Origin of the sequence: Streptomyces sp. NPDC014801 (genome assembly GCF_043082085.1) — a bacterium.
Taxonomy (GTDB): Bacteria; Actinomycetota; Actinomycetes; order Streptomycetales; family Streptomycetaceae; genus Streptomyces.
Genome location: NZ_JBIBXG010000007.1, coordinates 465080 through 485474, shown reverse-complemented (window position 1 = coordinate 485474; position 20395 = coordinate 465080). Strand labels below are relative to the sequence as shown.

Below are 20395 nucleotides of genomic sequence, written 5' to 3'. Positions count from 1 at the left end.
GCCGCCGCGGGCACAGCGGTGCGTGTTCCCCGCGCGGCATCCCCGACACCGCGGCGGACGGCCCCCGCGGGTCCGCCGTGGGGCCGACTCGCCGTCGGCAAAGGCACCCTCCGGGCGGGCGTAGCGTAGACGGCATGACGAAGTACGGTTCCTTTCCCGGTTCGCGTCCCCGGCGGCTTCGCGGTACGCCCGTCATGCGGCGGATGGTCGCCGAGACCCGGCTGCACCCCGCCGACCTGATCCTCCCCGCCTTCGTGCGGGAGGGCGTGAACGAACCGGTCGCGATCGGGTCGATGCCCGGTGTCGTCCAGCACACCCGGGACAGCCTGAAGAAGGCCGCCGCGGAGGCCGTCGAGGCGGGCGTCTCCGGGATCATGCTCTTCGGCGTGCCGGAGGACGACAAGAAGGACGGCCTCGGCACCGCCGGCACCGACCCGGACGGCATCCTCCAGGTCGCCCTGCGCGACGTGCGGGCCGAGGTCGGGGACGAACTGCTCGTCATGTCCGATCTGTGTCTGGACGAGTTCACCGACCACGGGCACTGCGGCGTCCTCGACGACCAGGGCCGTGTCGACAACGACGCCACGCTGGAGCGGTACGCCGAGATGGCCCAGGTGCAGGCCGACGCCGGTGCGCACGTGGTGGGCCCGAGCGGGATGATGGACGGCCAGATCGGCGTCATCCGCGACGCGCTCGACCAGATCGGCCGCGAGGACGTCGCGATCCTCGCCTACACCGCCAAGTACTCCTCCGCCTTCTACGGCCCCTTCCGCGAGGCCGTCGCCTCGTCCCTGCAGGGCGACCGCAAGACCTACCAGCAGGACCCCGCCAACTGGCGCGAGTCCCTGCGCGAGCTGGCCCTCGACCTCGAAGAGGGCGCCGACATGGTCATGGTCAAGCCGGCCGGGCCGTACCTGGACATCGTCGCCCGCGTCGCGGACGCCGTGGACGTGCCGGTCGCCGCGTACCAGATCTCCGGCGAGTACGCGATGATCGAGGCCGCCGCCGAGAAGGGCTGGATCGACCGCGACCGGGCGATCCTCGAGACGCTCACCGGCATCAAGCGGGCGGGAGCGCGCACCATCCTCACCTACTGGGCCACCGAGGTCGCGCAGAAGCTGCGCTGAGCGGGCGCGGCGGCGCACGCGTGCGGCGGGGCGCCGGACGACGACCGCAGGGCATCGGATGCCGGCGGCAGGGCGTCGGGCGACGACCGCAGCGTGCCGGACGACGGCGACCGCACGGTGCCGGACGACGTCGGCAGGGCGTCGGACGACGGGCCCTCGTCGCGCAGGCCCTGCCCGTCACGGCAGGCCGTCAGGGCGGCCGCCGCGAGCAGGACGAGGACCGCTGCGGCGGCCACACGGCGGGCGCGGGTCCGCGGACGGGCCCCACGTGCGGGCGCCGTCGTGCGGGGCGGATGGCGTACGGGCATGACGTCACCTTCGCCGCTCGGCCGCCCGGCGCGCCACAGCCGCCCGCGGATGTGGGACGCCGGAACGACCGAACCGGCTCTGACCTGCGTGAACACCGTCCCCGTGGGACGCGGTCCGGGACGCGGCATCACCAGTCCACGGCCGCGTCCAGGCCGGCCTGCCAGTACGTGACCGTCAGGCTGTTGTCGACGTACAGGCCCTTGGCGGGCAGCGAGACCGTGGCGATCGAGCCGTCCTCGAAGGGCACCGTCAGGCTGTGCACGGTCGTGCCGCCCTCGGCGCTGCCGTCGCCGGCCGACAGCCGCACGCCCGCGTAGCCGGACTGCCCCGGCGCCAGCGTGGTCACGGCCTGCGGCCGGGTCTCCGGCGCCACCGGCGGAACGGACTGCGCCTCGCCGAAGCGGGCCATCGGGTACGCGGGCAGCAGGCAGGTCTTCTTGCCGCGGTTCGTCGCCGTCAGCAGCAGGTGGTTGAGCGGGCGGGACAGCTCGGTGGCGGTGATCCGGACGTTCGCGGCGGAGCACTTGCCGGGGCGGTCGTCCGTGTCGTGAGCGCCGCCGGATCCCGCGTGACCCGATCCCTTGTGGCCGCCGGACGCGGTGGCGCCGCCGGTGCCCTGCGACGAGCCGCCGGTGGCCCCGGTCCCGCCGCTCGTGCCGGGGGACGAGCCGCCCGAGCCGTTCGCGGTGCCGCCGGAGCCCTGCGCGCCCCCCGAACCGGCCGCGCCCGCGGCCGTGCCGCCCGTGCCGGTGGAGGGCGTCGCGTCCGGGGTGCCCGGTGCGGAGGAGGCCGGGCCCCGGGCGCCGGTGTCCGACGTTCCGCCCTCGCAGGCCGTCAGCGTGAGGGCCGTCAGCGCGATCGTCGCGGCGGCGAACAGGCGGGTCCGGGTGATACGTGCGGGCATGGCCGACTCCTCGGTCGTGATGTCGTGAACAGGTGGGAAGCGCGCCGCCGGGTGTCGTCGCCGGCGGCGTGCCGGAATGACCGAAAGCCTGCGGCCGCGGCCGTCCCGGGCGCCAGCAGACCCGGGGGATACGGAACAATGGGATGCTGGGACGGCTCTGACCTGCGAAAACGCTGTACGCCTGGGACGCGGTCCCGGGACGGGGGAGAGGGGAAACGGTGTCGGGGGACGACTTCGCCGCGCTGCTGCGGGAGTTGAAGGAGCGATCGGGACTCAGCTACGGGGCGCTCGCCAAGCGGCTGCACATGAGCACGTCCACGCTGCACCGCTACGTCAACGGGGACGTCGTACCGCCGGACTACGCCCCCGTGGAGCGCCTCGCCCGCGCCTGCCGGGCCACGCCCGAGGAACTGCTGGAGCTGCACCGCGGCTGGGTGCGCGCGGACGCGCTGCGGGGGATGAAGGTCACGGGGCCGAAGGACGAGCCGGGCGCGGACGCGTCCGGCGGGGGCGGCCCCGTCGGTGAGGAACCCGGCGAGAAGCCCGGTGAGAAGCCCGGTGAGGAGCTCGGCGAGAAGCCCGGCAATGAGCCCGGAGCGGAACTCGGCGAGGCGGAGCCCCCCGTGGCGGACCCCGCGGAGACGGGCACCCCCCTCCCCACGGACGTCCCCCCGCCCGCACCCCGGCCCGCCGCGCCCCCGCGCCGCCGGCGCACCGCCGTGCTCGCCGGGGCCGGGGTCGCCGCGGTCGCCGCCGCCGTGGCCCTCACGGTGAGTCTGGTGCCCGGGCGTTCCGGTGGGACGGACACACGCGAGCGGGCGGCCGGTGCCACGGTCGCCGCCGCCAAGTCCCCGCGCCCCTCGGCCCGTTCCGCCGCCCCCAGCCACAGCGCGTCGGCGTCCCCCTCGCCGTCCCCGACGCCGCCCGCGTCCACCGGGGCTCCGTCCCCGAGCCGTACCGCCACCCCGGACGACCACGCGCGCGACGAGACGGGCCCCGTCGCCGTCACGGTCGCCACCACCCCGTACTACTGGGACGTCCCCTGCGAGCAGAGCTTCCTGGTGGACCGCAGCCCCGGCAATGTGCCGAAGCCGCCCCCGCAGCAGGACGCGGAGGGGTGGGCCGTGGCCCTCGGTGCGGTGGCCGCCGACCACCAGATGGTGACGCTGACCGTGCAGGGCACCGGCGCGCGCACGGTCGTGCTGCAGGCCCTGCATGTGCGCGTGGTGAGCAGTGACAAGCCGCTGACGTGGAACAAGTACGCGATGGGCAACGGCTGTGGAGGGGGCGTCGACACCAAGTCCTTCGACGTCTCGCTCGACTTGGGCAACCCCCTCGCGATGCCGGTCGGCGGGCAGCGCGACTTCCCCTACAAGGTGAGCGAGTCCGACCCCGAGGTGTTCTACGTCAACGCGCACACCAGCGGGCACGACGTGCGCTGGTACCTGGAGCTGGAGTGGTCCAGCGGGACGCGGCACGGCACCGTGCGGGTCGACGACCACGGCCGGCCGTTCCGCACGAGCGGGTCGCAGAAGCCGTACTGGGTCTACCCGCTGGGCGGCGGGGCGTGGGAGCAGGTGTCGGAGTACTGAGCGTCCGTATGGCGAAAAGGCCGGTGTAGACGGCACGTACCTCTCTACGCTGCGGTCACGCAAGGCATTCGCCGACCCGAGGAGCCGTGTCATGACCGTCGACGCACCCGCCCTGACCGCGCCCGTCCCGCCGCTCGCCGCGCGGACGTCGACGATCGGGGGCTCGCCGGTGCGCGACATCCTCGCCGTCACCGCACGCCCGGAGGTGATCAACTTCGCGGGTGGGCTGCCCGCCCCGGAGCTGTTCGACCGCACGGGCATCGCGGCCGCCTTCCGCGCCGTGCTGGAGGACACGCCGGCGCGGGCCCTGCAGTACGCCACGACCGAGGGGGAGCCGGTGCTGCGCGAGGCGCTGGCCGCGCGGATCACCGGGCGCGGGCTGCCGACCGGCGCGGACGACCTGCTGATCACCACCGGTTCGCAGCAGGCGCTGTCCCTGCTGGCGACCGCGCTGATCGACCCGGGCGACACGGTGCTCGTGGAGAACCCCTGCTACCTGGCCGCCCTCCAGGTCTTCGGGCTGGCCGGCGCGCGCGTCGTCGCCGTGCCGGGGGACGCGGACGGGCCCGATCCGCGGGCGCTGGAGGAGCTGGTGGCGCGGGAGCGGCCGAAGCTGCTGTACACCGTGCCGACCTTCCAGAACCCCACCGGCCGCACCATGCCCGCCGGCCGCCGCGCCGAACTCGCCGCCGTGGCCGCGCGGTGCGGGCTGTGGATCGTCGAGGACGACCCGTACGGCGAGCTGCGCTACGACGGTGAGCCCGTGCCGTGGATCGCCGCGCACGAGGACGCCCGCGACCGGACGGTGCTGCTCGGTTCCTTCTCCAAGGTGATGGCGCCGGGGCTGCGGCTGGGCTGGCTGCGCGCACCGCAGGGGCTGCGCCGGGCCTGCGCGGTCGCCAAGCAGGCCGCCGACCTGCACACCCCGACCGTCAACCAGCTCGCCGCCGCGCGGTATCTCGACGTCCTCGACGCCCATGTGGAGCGGGTGCGGGAGGTCTACGGGGAGCGCCGGGACGCGATGCTCGCCGGGCTGCCGGACGCGCTGCCGGCCGGCTCGACGTGGACCCGACCCGAGGGCGGCATGTTCCTCTGGGTCCGGCTGCCGTCGTCGTACGACACGACGGCGCTGCTGCCGCGGGTGGTGCGGCACGACGTGGCCTACGTCCCCGGCGCACCCTTCTACGCGTCCGCCCCGGACCCGCGCACCCTGCGCCTGTGCTTCGTGACGCAGACCCCGGAAGAAATCGACGAGGGCCTGCGCCGCCTGGCAGCGGGCCTGGCCTCGGCGTGACGCCGGCCGCACAACGACCGTGCCCCGGCCGCCCGTTGCGGACAGGCCGGGGCACGACCGAACAGAACGTGGAGCCGGAAGTGGCAGGGACGGACGACACCTGGAGAACCCCTCACAGGTGTGATGCGGAGACGGAACTGCGTCTGATACGGATCGCTCTCCAGGTTCGCGATGACCTGGCTCAGGCAGGGATTCCGGCCGTCTACGCCGGAAGCTCGTTCGACGGACTGAGCAGGGTGGTCTCCGGAGCCGTCGTCTTCCACGCGCCGTACAGCGACGACTCCGCGGGGGTCTACGTCAAGTGGGCTCCGCATCCGGAGCTGACGCGGCAGCTTCTCGGGCCGGGCGGACCGGACCCCTGGGCGCTGGCCGTGGGTTCCGCCGCGGCGGAGGCCATGCGCTCGGCGGTCCGCACCATTCTCGGCGCTGCGGGCTGGGTCGCGTCCGAGTACGCCAACTCGGCCAGCGGCGAGCTCTATCTGAAGATCGGGGAGCAGTCACCGGTGGAGTGAGTGCTCGCGGACTGCCCTGAATGCCGACGGCCCCACCCGGAAGATCCGGGCGGGGCCGTCGGTCGTGCGCTCGCGGTCAGAGGCGCTCGGGGGTCCTGATGCCCAGGAGGGCCATGCCCTGGTGGAGGGTCTTGGCCGTCACGTCGCAGAGGAACAGGCGGTTTTCCACCTGCTCCGGCGTCTCGGCCTTCAGCACCGGGCACTTGTCGTAGAACGTCGTGTACAGGGACGCCAGCTGGTACAGGTACGCCGTCATCTTGTGGGGGGCGTACTCCGTCGCCGCCTCCGCGACGACCTCCGCGAACGCGTCCACGTGCAGGCCCAGCGCGCGCTCCGCCTCGTGCAGCTCCAGCTCCGGGTGGGCGGCGGGGCGGACCTCGCCGGCCTTGCGGAGGATGGACTGGATACGGGCGTAGGCGTACTGGAGGTAGACCGACGTGTCGCCGTTCAGGGAGACCATCTGGTCCAGGTCGAACTTGTAGTCCCGGTTCGCCGACGTCGACAGGTCCGCGTACTTCACCGCGCCGATGCCCACCTGGGCGCCCCGCTCGGCGATCTCCTCCTCGGACAGGTCCTGCGCCTTCTCGCGGACCACGGCCGAGGCGCGGTCGATCGCCTCGTCGAGGAGGTCGACCAGACGGACCGTCTCGCCCTCACGCGTCTTGAAGGGCTTGCCGTCCTTGCCGAGGACCGTGCCGAAGGCCAGCTGGTGCGCCTTGACGTCGTCGTTCAGCCAGCCGGCGCGGCGGGCCGTCTCGAAGACCATCTTGAAGTGCAGGGACTGGCGGGCGTCCACCACGTACAGCAGCGTGTTCGCCTTCAGGTTGAACACGCGGTCGCGGATCGCGGACAGGTCGGTGGCCGCGTAGCCGTAACCGCCGTCCGACTTCTGCACGATCAGCGGGACCGGGTTGCCGTCCGGGCCCTTGATGTCGTCGAAGAAGACGCACAGCGCGCCCTCGGAGCGGACCGCGACGCCGGACTCCTCCAGCAGGCGGCAGGTCTCCGCGAGCATGTCGTTGTAGCCGGACTCGCCGACGATGTCGGGGTCGCGGACCTCCATGTCCAGCTTCTCGAAGACGGAGAAGAAGTAGATCTTCGACTCGTCCACGAACTTCTGCCACATGGCGAGCGTGTGCTCGTCGCCGGCCTGCAGGTCCACCACCCGGCGGCGGGCGCGCGTCTTGAACTCCTCGTCGGAGTCGAACTTCTTGCGCGCGGCCTTGTAGAGGCGGTCCAGGTTGGACATCGCCTCCTCACCGCTCACCTCGCCGCCCTGGTGGTCCAGCTCGTGCGGGTGCTCGTCCAGGTACTGGATGAGCATGCCGAACTGGGTGCCCCAGTCGCCGATGTGATGCCGGCGCACCACGTTCTCGCCGGTGAACTCCAGCAGCTGCACCACCGAGTCGCCGATCACCGCGGAGCGCAGGTGACCGACGTGCATCTCCTTCGCCACGTTCGGCTGCGCGTAGTCGACGACCGTGGTGCCCGGGTGCTCCGCGTGGGGCACGCCGAGCCGGCCGTCGGTGTCCGCGGCGCGCGCGGCGAGGTTCTCGGTGATCGCCCGGTCGGTGACCGTGACGTTCAGGAAGCCGGGGCCGGAGACCTCGACGTCCTTGATCACGTCACCGGTGGTCACCTGCGCGACGACCTGCGTGGCCAGTTCCCGCGGGTTGGCCTTGGCCTTCTTGGCGAGGGCGAGGATGCCGTTGGCCTGGTAGTCCGCCCGGTCGCTTCGTCGCAGCAGCGGGTCCGCGCCGGCGGCCTCGGGAAGGGCAGCCGACAGCGCGGACGCGAGGCGCTGGTGGACGGAAGCGGTGAGGGACGTGACCGAGGCCATAGGAATGGGTGCCGTTCTCCTCGTGGGGTGTCTGGACACGGCCAGTATCCCACGGGGGGTGAAGCGGTTTTCTGGGCTCGTACGGCACCCGCCGTCAGCGGGCGCGGCGCGACGGCCTCCACAGCAGCACCGCGCCCCCGGCGGCCACCAAGGCGCCTGCGGCCGCCCCGGCGGTGACGGTCGCCCCGGCGGTGGCGTCGCGGGCCGGGCGGTGGGGGGCCGGGGGCGGGGCGGCGATGACGAAGTGGACGCTGTCCGCGTTGTTCGACATGTCCGGGTCGTCCGGGACGCCGCCGACGGAGGCCGGCGCCTCGTAGGTCGTGCCGGCCGCCTCGCGCGGGAAGCGCCGGCCCACGGGGAGGGTGGCCGTGGCCGGACCGTGGTTCGTCACCACCAGGGGCGTCTCGACGCTCTCGCCGGGAGCGACCGGCCCGGAGGGCTCGCGCCACGCGAGGCGCAGGTCGGCGGACCCGCCGGCGGTGACGGGGTCCACCGCCCGCGCCAGGGGCGTGGGCGCGGCCAGCAAAGCGAGCACGGCCGCGCCCACGGCCCATCGGCGGGACACCGGCTCAGTGCTCCCGGCGGCGGGTGCGTCGCGCCAGCACGAGCGCGCCGCCCGCGACGGTGAGCGCCGCGGCCGTGGCGCCCACCGCGGTCAGCGGGGCGGTGCCGGTCGCGGCGAGCCGGCCGTCACCGCCCCGCGGGGTCGCGCCGGTGCCGGTGGCGGGCGCCGTCGTGGAGGAGGACGGCGTGGGCGCCGGCGTGCCGGAGGGCGTCGCCGTGGGATTCGAGGTCGGCGTCGGGGTCGGTGTCGGCTTCGGGGTCGGTGTCGGCCCGGAGCCCTTGACGATCTTCAGGACGAGCGTGGCCTTGTCGTTGGCCGGGTTGCCGTCCAGGGGGCTGCTGCCGTACAGCTCGGTGGGCACGCGCTGCGTGGTGCCGGCGGCCTTGTCGGGGAAATTCCAGGTGAAGGGGAGCGTGACCGTCTCGCCCGGCGCCACCTCACGGAAGACGTCGCAGGTGATCATGTACGGGTCCCACCAGCAGCCGCGGTCCATCGTCTCGGGCCCGTAGGGCCCGTCCATGGTCAGGCGCACGGCCTCCAGCGGGACCGCGCCCGGACCGTGGTTGGTCACCACCAAAGACGTCTTCACGTCCTGCCCGGTCTTCACCGGACCGGCCGGAGCCTGCCAGGCGATGCCGAGGTCTGCCGGCTGCCGGACCTTCACCGAGCCCGACTCGGTGTTGTTCGCGGGCTTCGGATCGACGGTGTCCCCGATGTCGGCGGTGGTGGTGAACGACAGCTCCGTGCCCACGGGCACGTCCTGGCCGACCTTGACGTTGACGGAGGCCGACACCGACCGCGCCGAGTCGTCCTTGCGTACGCAGGTCAGGGTGCGGCCGTCGGCGGACACCGTGCAGTCGTCGTGCGTGCCCTCGCCGACGCCCGCGTACGTCACGCCCGCCGGCAGCGTCGTCGTGAGCGCCAGGTGGGGAAGCCGGCCGGTGAGGGCCCCGGCAGAGACGTGGATCGCCACCGTCCCGCCCGGGGCGACCATGTCGTGGACGAACCTCTGTTGTACGGACACGTCGACCGGGTCGGCGGCCGGCGCCGCCTGCGCCGCGGTCGCCGATACGGCCAGCAGAGTCAGCGCGGCGCTTCCCATGACGGCGTGCGCGCGTGCCCAGCGTCTTGGCATGTGCATTCTTCTCCGTGTTCGTCGAGTGTGCGAAGGGCGACAGCGGCGTGTCGCCGCTCAGTGCGCGTGAGAGCCCTGCTCCCGGCGACGGCCGCGGGCCCGCGCCACGAGCACGCCGCCGGTCAGCACCAGGGCGGCCGCCGCACCGGCGAGGGGCAGTCCGTCCGACCCGGTCGCCGCGAGCCCGCCGCCTCCGCCCTGCGGGGTCACCCCAGTGGCGGCCGGCGGTGTCGCGGGCGCGGCGGGGGTCGCAGGGCCGGTGGGCGTCGGCTTCGGGGCGGGCGTGCCCGGCTTGGTGATCGTGAAGGTGATCGGGGCCTCGTCGTTCGCCGGGTTCGGGTCGAGGAGGCCGGTGGGGTAGACGCCGGTCGGCACCCGGTAGGTGGTGCCGGCGGCCTTGGCCGGGAAGTTCCAGGTGAAGGAGTAGGTGCGGGACTCGCCCGCGGCCAGGTCCAGGACATCGCAGGTCAGCTCGCCCGGGTCGGCCCAGCAGCCCTGGTCGTAGCCCGGCTTCGGCCAGTAGTCCCAGCCCATCCAGAAGCGCACCGCCGTGTACCGGACCGCGCCGGGGCCGTGGTTGGTCAGCACCAGCTCGGTGTGCACGTCCTCGCCGGGCCGCACCGAGATCCGGTCCTGCTTCCACACCACGCCGAGGTCCGGGCCGGAGCCGGCCGTCACGGACACCGACGCCGTGTTGTCCTCCGGGTGCGTGTCGACCGCGTCCCCGATGACCGTCGTCGCCGTGATCGGCAGCGTGGTGCCCACCGCCACGTCCGGGTCGATCCGCACGGCCAGCTGCTCCCACACGTGCTCGTGCGGCGCGTCCAGGGAGCGGCAGGTGACGGTGCGCCCGTCCGCGGACGGCACGCAGCGGATGTACTCCAGGTCGTTGTGCTCCGTGGGGCGCTGGTAGGTCAGCCCGCGCGGGAGCGTGATCACCGTGGCCAGCTCCGGGACCGTGCCCGTGATCAGGTCCGTGCTCACGTTCAGCTGGAAGATCCGGCCGGGGGCCACCGTCGCCGGCTCCGGGCTCAGGGTCGTGCGGACGTCCGCCTGGGACGGGGCGGCGGGCGCCGCCGGTGCGGCGGGGGCCGCCGGACGCACCGGGGCCGCCGGGACCGGCCGCGCCGTCGGAGCCGCGGGGGTCGTCACCGGCGGGGCGGCCGGATCCGAAGGCGGCGTCACCGGACCCGAAGACGGCGTCACCGGATCCGCCGAGGCCGAGGCGGAGGCGGAGGCCGTGGCCGTCGGCGACGCCTGCGAGGAGGCCGCCGGCCCGGCAGGAGCCGTCTCCGCCGCCCACGCCGCCGGTGCCGCCCCGAGCAGCAGCGCCGCCGCGGCCGCCCCGCCGATCCGTGCCCGTCTGCCGCTGCCCCGCATGGCCCCCACCTCTCCCGTCGGCCGGTCCGTCGAGCAGTTGGACCAGCGGGCCGGGGGAACGGTTGTGCCAAGCCTGGGGCAAGCCCGGGAGAAGTGTGGGAGAAGTCGTTTTCCGGCTCGGGGCCGGGCCTGGGACAATGGGTGCGCGCGGCCCTGCGACCGTACGGCCGCCGTCTGAGAACTCCCCCTGAGAACTCCAGAAAAAGAGGACGTGCCGATCGTGGCTCAGAGCACCGAGACCACCGACTGGGTCTCCCGTTTCGCGGATGAGGTCATCGAGGAATCGGAGCGTCGGGCCCCGGGCAAACCGGTCGTCGTCGCCTCCGGACTCTCTCCCTCCGGCCCCATCCACCTGGGCAACCTGCGCGAGGTCATGACCCCGCACCTGGTCGCCGACGAGATCCGCCGCCGGGGCCACCAGGTGCGCCACCTGATCTCCTGGGACGACTACGACCGCTACCGCAAGGTGCCGGCCGGCGTCCCCGGGATCGACGAGACCTGGGCCGAGCACATCGGCAAGCCGCTCACCTCGGTCCCCGCGCCGAAGGGCTCGCCGTACTCCAGCTGGGCCGAGCACTTCAAGGCGGCCATGATCGAGTCGCTGGCCGCGCTCGGCGTCGAGTACGACGGGATCAGCCAGACCGAGCAGTACACCTCCGGTGCCTACCGCGAGCAGATCCTGCACGCCATGAAGCACCGGAAGGACATCGACGCGATCCTCGACCAGTACCGCACCAAGCCCAAGCCGGCCGACGTCAAGAAGCAGCAGGCAGGGCAGAAGCCGGTCGACGAGGCCGAGCTGGAGGCCGCCGAGGGCTCCGGCGCCGCCGGCGAGGACGACGGCTCCTCCGGCTCCGCCGGGTACTTCCCGTACAAGCCGTACTGCGGCAACTGCGAGAAGGACCTCACCACGGTCACCGCGTACGACGACGACTCCACGGAGATGACTTACGCCTGCACCGCCTGCGGCTTCTCCGAGACCGTCCGGCTCAGCGAGTTCAACCGCGGCAAGCTGGTCTGGAAGGTCGACTGGCCCATGCGCTGGGCCTACGAGGGCGTGATCTTCGAGCCGTCCGGCGTGGACCACTCCTCGCCCGGCTCCTCCTTCCAGGTCGGCGGCCAGATCGTCGGGATCTTCGGCGGCAAGCAGCCCATCGGCCCCATGTACGCCTTCGTCGGCATCTCCGGCATGGCGAAGATGTCGTCGTCCCGCGGTGGCGTGCCCACCCCGGCCGACGCGCTGAAGATCATGGAGCCGCAGCTGCTGCGCTGGCTGTACGCCCGCCGCAAGCCCAACCAGTCCTTCAAGATCGCCTTCGACCAGGAGATCCAGCGGCTCTACGACGAGTGGGACCGCCTCGACGCCAAGGTCGCCGACGGCACGGCCCTCCCGGCCGACGTCGCCGCGCACTCCCGCGCCGTGCGCACCGCCGCCGGCGAGCTGCCGAAGACGGCCCGCCCGCTGCCGTACCGCACGCTGGCCTCCGTCGCCGACATCACCGCCGGCCACGAGGACCAGGCGCTGCGCATCCTCAGCGAACTGGACCCGGAGCAGCCGCTCGCCTCCCTGGACGAGGCCCGGCCCCGCTACGACCGGGCCGAGGCGTGGATCAACACCTACGTCCCCGCCGACCAGCGCACCATCGTGCGCGAGGAGCCCGACACCGAGCTGCTGAAGTCCCTCGACGACGCCGGCCGCGAGTCGCTGCGGCTGCTGCTCGACGGGCTCGCCGAGCACTGGTCGCTGGACGGGCTGACCCACCTCGTCTACGGCGTGCCGAAGGTCCAGGCCGGGTTCTCCGCCGACGCCACGCCCAAGGAGCTGCCGCCGGAGATCAAGACCGCCCAGCGGTCCTTCTTCGCGCTGCTCTACCACCTGCTGGTCGGGCGGGACACCGGTCCGCGCCTGCCCACGCTGCTGCTCGCGGTGGGGCAGGAGCGGGTGCGGCGCCTGCTCGGCGAGTAGGCGCCGGTACCGCGCCGGTTCACCTCGCCCGGTTCACCGCGCCGGTTCACCGCACGTGAGAAGGGGCCCTCCACCGGTGGAGGGCCCCTTCTCGCTGCGCCTGTGCGTGTACGTCTGCGGGCGCCGCGCTCACGCGATGTGGTCGTCCTGCAGTTCCGCGGTGTAGCGGTTGGAGAAGCGGTTCACCATCCGCTCGGCGTCCCGCTTGGACAGGGTGATGCCGAACGTCGCCTCCACGTCCTCACGGAACTGGGCGGCGGTGGGGTAGCTGCCGTCGATCGACTTGCGGAAGACCAGGTAGAAGTCCTCCTCCGTCGGCTCGGGGTCCGGCGTGCCGCCGCCGTCGCCGAGTTCGCGGGTGCGGTTGGGGCCGACGGGGATGGGGAAACTGCCGGTCTCCTCCGGAGAGGGCTCCTCCAAGGGGGGTTCTTCCTGGTACTGGTCCTCGTACTGCTCGGCTTGCTGTTGCTCGGCGATCCACTGGGCGTATTGCTCTGCGGGGTCGTAGTCGGGGTCGTAACCGCCCTGGTACTCGACCTCGCGGACGTTGTGGAACCAAGGGCTCTCGTCGAGTACGGGTTCGTCGACCGGTTGCCCGGCGTAGTCGTCGGCGGGTTCAAGGCGCTGCTCGCTGTGAGGCGCCTCCCCCAGTGCCTGAACGGCCTGGGAGGTACCCCCAGCGCCCACCCGTGCCGCCCCAGCGGCACGACTGCCCGCAGCTACGGAAGGCACGGACTGCGGCTGCGCAGCCGCATCGAGCTCCGGCCTCGGCGCTGCAGGGATCAGGGCCGGCTCGATGCCTGCTGCTGCGAGGCCGGCGGGGGCTGTTTCGGAGAGGGGGACTCCGTAGCGGGCCAGGCGCAGGGGCATCAGGGATTCGACGGGGGCCTTGCGGCGCCAGGCGCGGCCGAAGCGGGAGCGCAGGCGGGCCTGGTAGACGAGGCGTTCCTGTTCGAGCTTGATGACCTGTTCGTAGGAGCGCAGTTCCCACAGTTTCATGCGCCGCCACAGCAGGAAGGTGGGCAGCGGGGAGAGGACCCAGCGCATCAGGCGGACGCCCTCCATGTGGCGGTCCGCGGTGATGTCGGCGATGCGGCCGATGGCGTGCCGGGCGGCCTCGACGGAGACGACGAAGAGGATCGGGATGACCGCGTGCATGCCGACGCCGAGGGGGTCGGGCCAGGCGGCGGCGCCGTTGAAGGCGATGGTGGCCGCGGTCAGCAGCCAGGCGGTCTGGCGCAGCAGCGGGAAGGGGATGCGGATCCAGGTCAGCAGCAGGTCGAGGGCGAGCAGTACGCAGATGCCCGCGTCGATGCCGATCGGGAAGACGTAGGAGAAGTTGCCGAAGCCCTTCTTGATCGCCAGTTCGCGGACGGCGGCGTAGGACCCGGCGAAACCGATACCGGCGATGATCAGGGCGCCCGACACGACGACACCGATGAGTATGCGGTGCATCCGAGTCAGCTGCGGTGGCGCGGCCACGCGTACTCCCCTCCCCTTGCATGCTGTTGCGCGCAACAGGGTGGCACATGTGTGCGGCGAACGTGTCGCCGGTGCGGCGGGAGCCCGCCCCAGCGGAGGGACGGGCTCCGGCAAACGGGCCCAGACCGGGCCCAGTTGACCGAGCGGAAGGGCGTCAGCTCTTCTTCGCGGCCGACGCCGAGGCCGACGGGGTGGCGGACCGCGACGCGGACGCCGACGGGGAGGCGGGCTTCGACGCCGACGGGGAACCCGACGGCGCCTTGGACGCCGTACCCCCGCCCGGCGCGCTGCCGTCGCCGTTGGCGGCCGCCACCGAGGCCACGGCCTCCTTCACCGCCTGCTCGGCGGCCTTCGTCAGCTCGTCGGCGCTGGGCGCCTTGTCGCCGGCGAGACCGGCACCGTTGTAGTCGACGGTCACGACGACGTTCTCGACGCGGGCGACCACCGTCTGCTGCTTGAAGTCGCCCTCCTTCTTCTTCAGGTCGTAGCGGACCGTCGTCGCCTCGTCGCCGGTCCCGGCGACCGGCCGCGAGGTGGTGTTCTGCGCGCCGGCCGTCGACCGCGCGTCCTGCACCTGCTTGGTGAAGTACGCGTGCGCCTGCTGGTCGCCGGAGCCGCGCGCGGCGTCCGAGTCGAAGCGCAGCAGGGCGACGTTGAGCCAGCGGAACTGCGAGCCCTTCACGCCCTTGTTGTCCAGGCTGCTCCAGGAGCAGCTGGCCCGCGTGGCGATGTCGCTGGAGCTGCCCTCCTTGCCCTTGGTGCCCTTGGGCACCAGGCCCTGCAGGGTCTTCTGCGTCAGCACCCCGCACGCCTGCGGCAGCTTGGCGTACGCCGCCGCCTGCACGGTCGGCGACGCGCTCGCCGACGAGGAGGTGCTCGCACCGGCGCCGGAGGCGGCCTTGTCCTGGTCGCCGGAGCCGGAGGAGGAGTCCGAGGAGGAGCAGCCGGCGGCCACCAGCATCACGGGGACGGCGGCCGCGCAGACAAGGACGCGGTTCAGCCGCGATACGCGCTGCGGGCGCTCTTCTCGCTTCACTCGCTGGTCGTCACGCTGGGCTCGTCGCTGCATGGTTCCTTCACTCATGTGGCTCGTGGTTCCTGCGGTCGGAACGGGTCCGAGGGGCCACGGTACGCCGTGCGCACGCCGCGCCGCCGTGCCTCGTCCGCTTCCCGGACGGCCCCCGCGGGCGGCGCGGGGCGGGTCAGCCGGTCAGCGAATCGTCCAGTTGTGCGGCCAGTTTCCGGGCCCTGTCCTGCATTTCCTTGCTGTCCGGGACCACGCCGACGGTCGTCGGCTGCTCCTCGTACCGGATGGTCACGATGACGTTGGACGTGCGGAACGCCACAGTCACGGTGCGCTGTTTGGCCGTCGAACCGGGGCCGCCCAGCTGGTCGTCGAGGAACGCCTCGTCACCGACGTCGTCCAGGGTGCGTGGCTGCAGCTCGACCGTGGAGGACGGCGACGGCGAGGTGGAGCCGGAGACCGTGGAGGAAGGGGAGTTGGACGGCGAACCGGACGGCGACGTGGAGGCGGAGGGCGCGCCCGACGGGGTGCCGGCCGCGCCGCCGCCGCCGAAGTCGGAGGTGGCCGAGGTGCTCGGCGCCGGCAGGCCGGCCGCGGTCTGCAGCCGGGCGAACAGCTGCTGGGCCTGGCTGTCGTCGCTGACGGCACCGTCGTAGGAGACGACCCGCTCGAAGTCGACGGAGAGGTGGTCGGTGGCGGCCGCGGACTCCACCTTCCAACGGCAGCCCACCTTGCGGTCCGTGTTGTATGTCAGGGCCGCCTCGCCCTCGTACGCCTTCTGCCGCTGCTCCTCGTCGGTGAGCTGCCGGATGCCGGGCAGCAGCGCGTCGAGGGTGTCGTGGCCGACCACGCCGCACGGTTCGGGCAGGGTGCGGTACTTGCCGGGCTCGGCGGCCGCGGTGGCGGTGCCCGGTCGGCCGGGGTTGGAGTTGTCGGTGGCGGCGCCTTCGTCGGAGCCGCTGGTGCAGGCGGCCAGCAGCGCCGCGAGAAGGGCGACGGTGCCGGGTACGTACGCCTTGCGCTGCACGGGTGAGGCTCCTCTCGACAGTGCGGGGACGGTCGCGTCCGCGCTGGTTATTCGCTTGCCGCACGGGGGCGCCCCCAGTGCACCATGTGTATCGCACGCACGACCGTGGATGCCGGTCCGTTGTCCTTTTCGTCGACCTTGGCACCGGTTTTGCGATTCGAGTCTTTTGAAATGTTTTCCGGGGGAACGAGGTAGTCGAGATGGCGTACGTGGAGCTGCCGGGCGCGAAGGTCCCGATCCGCATGTGGGCGGATCCGGCGACGGTCGAGGGCGCGGCGATGCAGCAGCTGCAGAACGTGGCGACCCTGCCGTGGATCAAGGGCCTCGCCGTGATGCCGGACGTGCACTACGGCAAGGGGGCGACGGTCGGGTCCGTCATCGCGATGCGGGGCGCGGTGTGCCCGGCGGCGGTCGGCGTGGACATCGGCTGCGGCATGTCGGCGGTACGGACGTCCCTGACGGCGAACGACCTCCCGGGCGACCTCTCCCGCCTGCGCTCGAAGATCGAGCAGGCGATCCCGGTGGGGCGGGGCATGCACGACGACCCCGTCGACCCGAGCCGCCTGCACGGCTTCGCCACCGCCGGCTGGGAGGACTTCTGGGGGCGGTTCGGCGGCGTCGCCGAGGCGGTGAAGTTCCGCGAGGAGCGCGCCACGAAGCAGATGGGCACGCTCGGATCGGGGAACCACTTCGTTGAAGTTTGTGCTGATTCGACCGGTTCTGTCTGGCTGATGCTGCACTCCGGCTCCCGCAACATCGGCAAGGAACTCGCCGAGCACCACATCGGCGTGGCCCAGAAGCTCCCGCACAACCAGGGCCTGGTCGATCGCGATCTCGCCGTCTTCGTCGCGGACACCCCGCAGATGGCGGCCTACCGCAACGACCTGTTCTGGGCGCAGGAGTACGCCAAGTACAACCGCACGATCATGATGGCGCTCCTGAAGGACGTGATCCGCAAGGAGTTCAGGAAGGCCAAGCCGACCTTCGAGCCGGAGATCTCCTGCCACCACAACTACGTGGCGGAGGAGCGGTACGACGGCATGGACCTGCTCGTGACCCGCAAGGGCGCGATCCGGGCCGGCTCCGGCGACTACGGGATCATCCCCGGCTCGATGGGCACCGGTTCGTACATCGTGAAGGGCCTTGGCAACGACAAGTCCTTCAACTCCGCCTCGCACGGCGCGGGCCGGCGCATGAGCCGCAACGCGGCCAAGCGGCGCTTCACGACCAAGGATCTTCAGGAGCAGACCCAGGGCGTGGAGTGCCGCAAGGACTCCGGCGTCGTCGACGAGATCCCGGGCGCCTACAAGCCGATCGAGCAGGTCATCGACCAGCAGCGGGACCTCGTGGAGGTCGTGGCGAAGCTGAAGCAGGTGGTCTGCGTCAAGGGCTGAGCCGCTTCTCCAGCAGGGTCACGGCGTACGGGCTGCCGCCGGCGTCCGTCTTTGCGGGCTGTTCGCCCGCCACCTCGTAGCCCGCCGACTCGTAGTAGGCGCGCAGGCGGGGGTTGGTGGAGAGGCAGTCCAGGCGGGCGTGGGGGCGGCCCGTTGCCGTGATGCGGGACTCCGCCTGCGCCAGCATCGCGCGGCCCGTGCCGGGCGGGGCGGTGTGGGGGACCGTCATCAGGCGGTGGATGTAGCCGGCGTCGGCGGGGCGGGGGCCCCAGGCCGCCTCGTCGGACCACCACAGTTCCCAGGCGCCGACGAGGACACCGCCGGCGTGGGTGAGCCAGACCTCGCCCTCGCGCATCCGGCGGACGAAGTGCGCCTCGTCCTTCTCGCCCGGCTTCCACTGGTCGATGCCGCGGGCCAGCTGCCACAGTGCCGCGCTGTCGCGCAGGCGGACCAGGGCGGCGGCGTCGGCCTCGGTGGCCTCGCGGAACGTCAGGGGCGGCCAGGTGGTGGGGCGCGGTTCCAGCAGGGCCTCGCGCAGGGTGGCCGCGAGGGCGTCCGCGTCCAGGCCGAGGGCCTGCGCGACGTACCCCTCGACGCTGCCGTACCGCTCCGTGAGGGCGGCGAGGAACAGGCGCATCACCGCCGCGGGGGCGCGGCCCCAGCCGGGCCAGGCGGGGGTCGCGCCGCCGTTGCGGGTGCGCCAGTCCGCGAGCAGGGCCGCGGTGGCGAGTTCCGTCAGGCTGAAGTCCTCGACGATCGTCGGCTCGTCGAGGCCGAGGAGGGCGAGGACGAGGGCCGCGATCTCACCGGTGCGGTCCTTGCCGGAGGCGCAGTGGAAGACGACGGGGGTGCCGGCGCGTGCCGAGGCGGCGATCGTCTCCAGCGCGGCCCGGATCTCCTTGACGCCGTCCTCCGCCACCTCCATGAAGCGCTCGGCGAGATACGGGCCCGGTTCGATGTCCGGCGTCAACGCGGCCTGGTCGTACGGGCGGTGCTCGATGCTCAGGTTGTGGTAGGTGAGGGACGGGTGCTCGGGGACGCGTCCGGCGCGCTCGATCTCCCACGGGTAGCGCAGGTCGACGACCGTGCCGATGCCGAGGGCCAGGAAGCGGTCCCAGTCCGCGCTGCCCGGGGCGAGTTTGCCCAGGGAGTCGGAGCGGTAGAGGAGCCCCGGACGGACGCGGTGGGTGCCGTCCGGGGTCGGGTAGCCGCCCAGGTCGCGGAAGTTGCGCAGGGCGTCGAAGGATATGTGTCGTTCCACGACGTCCTATTTAGCGTGCCGGACGGCGTAGATCATGATGAACGCCACGATGTGGATGCCGAAGAGGAAGTACGCCAGGAAGATCCACACCTGGCGTTCGTCCTTGGTCTCCTGGGCCAGCCGGCGCTGTTCCAGGGACGGTTCGGGCTCGTCGGCCATCAGGGCTCCCGGTGGACCTTGGTGTTGGAGGCCTGGGCGCGCGGGCGGACCACCAGCAGGTCGATGTTGACGTGGCTGGGGCGGGTGACCGTCCAGGTGATGGTCTCGGCGACGTCGTCGGCGGTGAGCGGCTCGGCGACGCCCTGGTAGACCTTCTCGGCCCGCTCCCGGTCGCCGCCGAAGCGGGTGAGGGCGAACTCCTCGGTCTTGACCATGCCGGGCGCGACCTCGATGACCCGGACCGGCTTGCCGACGATCTCCAGGCGCAGCGTCTCGGCGAGGACGTGCGCGCCGTGCTTGGCGGCGACGTAGCCGGCGCCGCCCTCGTAGGTGGCGTGGCCGGCGGTGGACGACACGACGACGACCGTGCCGTCGCCGCTCGCCTCCAGCTTGGGCAGCAGGGCCTGGGTGAGGTTGAGGGTGCCGATGACGTTCGTCTCGTACATCGTGCGCCAGTCGTCCGGGTCGCCGGTGGCGACCGGGTCGGCGCCGAGGGCACCGCCGGCGTTGTTCACCAGCACGCCGATCGTCGAGAAGGCGGTCGCGAACTCGTCGACGGCGTTGCGGTCCGTGACGTCGAGCGGGTAGGCGGTGGCCGAGTGCCCGGCGGCGTTGATCTCCTCGGCGATCGCCTCGATACGGTCCTTGCGGCGGGCGGTGAGGACGACGCGGTAGCCCGCGGCGGCGAGACGGCGGGCCGTGGCGGCGCCGATGCCGCTGCTCGCGCCGGTGACGACGGCGATGCGGGAGGCGGCGGACGGGGCGGCGGTGGCCATGGGCTGCTCCTCGGGCGCGTGTGCGATCGGTCTGCGCCCAGGGTAGGCGACGGGGGTGGCGGCCCGGTCGGGCGCCGCTAGGGCGGTGGGGTGGGGGAGGGTGCTGTGGCGGCTTGGCGGCCGCGGTGCCCGGAAGCCTGGCTGCCTGGGTGCCCGGAGGCTTGGCGGCTTGGCGGCCGGCGGCTTGGCGGCCTGGAAGCCCGGAGTCCTCGCGGCCTGGGGGCCCGGCGGGGGCGTACGGCCGGGGTGGTCAGCCGTTGCCGCGCGGGGCCCACATGATCAGGGCCATGCCGGCCAGGCACACGAGGGCGCCGGTCACGTCCCAGCGGTCGGGCCGGTAGCCGTCCGCGACGGCGCCCCACAGCAGCGAACCGGCGACGAAGATCCCGCCGTACGCGGCGAGGACGCGGCCGAAGTGGGCGTCGGGCTGGAAGGTGGCGACGAAGCCGTACGCGCCGAGGGCGAGGATCCCGCCGGTCGCCCAGAGCCACCCGCGGTGCTCGCGCACGCCCTGCCACACCAGCCAGGCACCGCCGATCTCCAGGATCGCGGCGAGGACGAACAGGGCGGCGGAACGCAGGACGGCCATGGGGGCAGCTTGGCACACGCTCCTAGGGGGTCCGCCGGTGCCGGCGGGGCGGCTGTCAC

19 protein-coding genes are annotated in these 20395 nt (G+C 72.9%); 6 read left to right on the top strand and 13 right to left on the bottom strand.

The genetic code is table 11. The features are described from left to right. Window positions 1-134: 134 nt before the first annotated feature. Entirely contained in the window at window positions 135-1127 is a 993-nt protein-coding gene (gene hemB, locus ACF1AL_RS19790; protein WP_366841989.1) for a porphobilinogen synthase, read from the top strand. Here hemB and ACF1AL_RS19785 read toward each other — a convergent pair. Both ACF1AL_RS19785 and ACF1AL_RS19780 read right to left on the bottom strand, forming a co-directional pair. Next, on the bottom strand, window positions 1091-1435 hold the full coding sequence (locus tag ACF1AL_RS19785; RefSeq protein WP_391826670.1) for a hypothetical protein: 345 nt from the start codon (window positions 1433-1435) through the stop codon (window positions 1091-1093). The two genes, hemB and ACF1AL_RS19785, sit on opposite strands and share 37 nt — an antisense overlap. A gap of 128 nt (window positions 1436-1563) precedes the next feature. Continuing rightward, entirely contained in the window at window positions 1564-2340 is a 777-nt protein-coding gene (locus ACF1AL_RS19780; protein WP_391826668.1) for a DUF4232 domain-containing protein, read from the bottom strand. Window positions 2341-2558: 218 nt separating this feature from the next. On the opposite strand from ACF1AL_RS19780, the gene ACF1AL_RS19775 reads away from it, so the two are divergent. The 3 genes from ACF1AL_RS19775 to ACF1AL_RS19765 all read left to right on the top strand — a co-directional run bounded on the left by ACF1AL_RS19775 (window position 2559) and on the right by ACF1AL_RS19765 (window position 5738). Next, window positions 2559-3932: a helix-turn-helix domain-containing protein gene (locus ACF1AL_RS19775; protein WP_391826666.1), complete on the top strand. Its 1374-nt coding sequence runs from the start codon at window positions 2559-2561 to the stop codon at window positions 3930-3932. Between the two features lie 91 nt (window positions 3933-4023). Then, window positions 4024-5226, top strand: coding sequence for a PLP-dependent aminotransferase family protein (locus ACF1AL_RS19770; protein ID WP_391826664.1), 1203 nt, complete (start codon window positions 4024-4026; stop codon window positions 5224-5226). Between the two features lie 236 nt (window positions 5227-5462). Further along, window positions 5463-5738 carry a hypothetical protein gene (locus ACF1AL_RS19765; RefSeq protein WP_391707183.1) on the top strand — a complete coding sequence of 92 codons (276 nt, stop codon included), beginning with the start codon at window positions 5463-5465 and terminating at the stop codon, window positions 5736-5738. 76 nt (window positions 5739-5814) lie between these two features. Here ACF1AL_RS19765 and argS read toward each other — a convergent pair whose 3' ends face one another. The 4 genes from argS to ACF1AL_RS19745 all read right to left on the bottom strand — a co-directional run bounded on the left by argS (window position 5815) and on the right by ACF1AL_RS19745 (window position 10658). Continuing rightward, window positions 5815-7578 (bottom strand): arginine--tRNA ligase, encoded by a 1764-nt coding sequence (gene argS, locus ACF1AL_RS19760; protein WP_391821955.1) that lies wholly within the window; start codon window positions 7576-7578, stop codon window positions 5815-5817. A gap of 94 nt (window positions 7579-7672) precedes the next feature. Continuing rightward, window positions 7673-8143: a hypothetical protein gene (locus ACF1AL_RS19755; protein ID WP_391826662.1), complete on the bottom strand. Its 471-nt coding sequence runs from the start codon at window positions 8141-8143 to the stop codon at window positions 7673-7675. A gap of 4 nt (window positions 8144-8147) precedes the next feature. Beyond that, window positions 8148-9278: a hypothetical protein gene (locus ACF1AL_RS19750; RefSeq protein ID WP_391826660.1), complete on the bottom strand. Its 1131-nt coding sequence runs from the start codon at window positions 9276-9278 to the stop codon at window positions 8148-8150. 57 nt (window positions 9279-9335) lie between these two features. Continuing rightward, the gene (locus ACF1AL_RS19745; protein ID WP_391826658.1) at window positions 9336-10658 is read right to left on the bottom strand and encodes a hypothetical protein; all 1323 of its coding nucleotides are present in this window, start codon (window positions 10656-10658) and stop codon (window positions 9336-9338) included. 211 nt (window positions 10659-10869) lie between these two features. Here ACF1AL_RS19745 and lysS point away from each other — a divergent pair, with 211 nt between their 5' ends. Continuing rightward, complete coding sequence (gene lysS / locus ACF1AL_RS19740; protein WP_391661907.1) at window positions 10870-12624, top strand: lysine--tRNA ligase; 1755 nt, start codon at window positions 10870-10872, stop codon at window positions 12622-12624. Between the two features lie 129 nt (window positions 12625-12753). Here lysS and ACF1AL_RS19735 read toward each other — a convergent pair whose 3' ends face one another. From ACF1AL_RS19735 to ACF1AL_RS19725, 3 genes are all read right to left on the bottom strand, one after another. Next, window positions 12754-14106 (bottom strand): DUF2637 domain-containing protein, encoded by a 1353-nt coding sequence (locus ACF1AL_RS19735; RefSeq protein WP_391826656.1) that lies wholly within the window; start codon window positions 14104-14106, stop codon window positions 12754-12756. Window positions 14107-14260: 154 nt separating this feature from the next. Beyond that, the gene (locus ACF1AL_RS19730) at window positions 14261-15175 is read right to left on the bottom strand and encodes a DUF3558 domain-containing protein (RefSeq protein WP_386420915.1); all 915 of its coding nucleotides are present in this window, start codon (window positions 15173-15175) and stop codon (window positions 14261-14263) included. A 133-nt stretch (window positions 15176-15308) separates the two neighbouring features. Then, window positions 15309-16157 (bottom strand): DUF3558 domain-containing protein, encoded by an 849-nt coding sequence (locus ACF1AL_RS19725; protein WP_384204217.1) that lies wholly within the window; start codon window positions 16155-16157, stop codon window positions 15309-15311. 200 nt (window positions 16158-16357) lie between these two features. Here ACF1AL_RS19725 and ACF1AL_RS19720 point away from each other — a divergent pair, with 200 nt between their 5' ends. Then, window positions 16358-17551, top strand: coding sequence for an RtcB family protein (locus ACF1AL_RS19720; RefSeq protein ID WP_391826654.1), 1194 nt, complete (start codon window positions 16358-16360; stop codon window positions 17549-17551). On the opposite strand, the gene ACF1AL_RS19715 is transcribed toward ACF1AL_RS19720, so the two are convergent. The 4 genes from ACF1AL_RS19715 to ACF1AL_RS19700 form a co-directional block, all read right to left on the bottom strand. Further along, complete coding sequence (locus ACF1AL_RS19715; RefSeq protein ID WP_391826652.1) at window positions 17541-18812, bottom strand: tyrosine-protein phosphatase; 1272 nt, start codon at window positions 18810-18812, stop codon at window positions 17541-17543. The genes ACF1AL_RS19720 and ACF1AL_RS19715 overlap by 11 nt on opposite strands. Before the next feature lie 6 nt (window positions 18813-18818). Next, a complete protein-coding gene (locus ACF1AL_RS19710; protein WP_384204223.1) occupies window positions 18819-18971 on the bottom strand; it encodes a hypothetical protein in 153 nt (50 codons plus the stop codon). Continuing rightward, window positions 18971-19747: an SDR family NAD(P)-dependent oxidoreductase gene (locus ACF1AL_RS19705; protein WP_366842065.1), complete on the bottom strand. Its 777-nt coding sequence runs from the start codon at window positions 19745-19747 to the stop codon at window positions 18971-18973. Before ACF1AL_RS19705 ends, ACF1AL_RS19710 begins: the two co-directional genes overlap by 1 nt. A gap of 250 nt (window positions 19748-19997) precedes the next feature. Beyond that, window positions 19998-20336, bottom strand: a complete 339-nt coding sequence (locus tag ACF1AL_RS19700; protein WP_384204226.1) for a YnfA family protein — start codon at window positions 20334-20336, stop codon at window positions 19998-20000. Window positions 20337-20395: the final 59 nt, after the last annotated feature.

Bases quoted from the DNA above. Each gene is read 5' to 3' on its own strand.
- hemB (WP_366841989.1), top strand. From the start codon at position 135: ATGACGAAGTACGGTTCCTTTCCCGGTTCGCGTCCCCGGCGGCTTCGC.
- ACF1AL_RS19785 (WP_391826670.1), bottom strand. From the start codon at position 1,435: ATGCCCGTACGCCATCCGCCCCGCACGACGGCGCCCGCACGTGGGGCC.
- ACF1AL_RS19780 (WP_391826668.1), bottom strand. From the start codon at position 2,340: ATGCCCGCACGTATCACCCGGACCCGCCTGTTCGCCGCCGCGACGATC.
- ACF1AL_RS19770 (WP_391826664.1), top strand. From the start codon at position 4,024: ATGACCGTCGACGCACCCGCCCTGACCGCGCCCGTCCCGCCGCTCGCC.
- argS (WP_391821955.1), bottom strand. From the start codon at position 7,578: ATGGCCTCGGTCACGTCCCTCACCGCTTCCGTCCACCAGCGCCTCGCG.
- ACF1AL_RS19750 (WP_391826660.1), bottom strand. From the start codon at position 9,278: ATGCCAAGACGCTGGGCACGCGCGCACGCCGTCATGGGAAGCGCCGCG.
- ACF1AL_RS19745 (WP_391826658.1), bottom strand. From the start codon at position 10,658: ATGCGGGGCAGCGGCAGACGGGCACGGATCGGCGGGGCGGCCGCGGCG.
- ACF1AL_RS19730 (WP_386420915.1), bottom strand. From the start codon at position 15,175: ATGCAGCGACGAGCCCAGCGTGACGACCAGCGAGTGAAGCGAGAAGAG.
- ACF1AL_RS19720 (WP_391826654.1), top strand. From the start codon at position 16,358: ATGGCGTACGTGGAGCTGCCGGGCGCGAAGGTCCCGATCCGCATGTGG.
- ACF1AL_RS19710 (WP_384204223.1), bottom strand. From the start codon at position 18,971: ATGGCCGACGAGCCCGAACCGTCCCTGGAACAGCGCCGGCTGGCCCAG.
- ACF1AL_RS19705 (WP_366842065.1), bottom strand. From the start codon at position 19,747: ATGGCCACCGCCGCCCCGTCCGCCGCCTCCCGCATCGCCGTCGTCACC.
- ACF1AL_RS19700 (WP_384204226.1), bottom strand. From the start codon at position 20,336: ATGGCCGTCCTGCGTTCCGCCGCCCTGTTCGTCCTCGCCGCGATCCTG.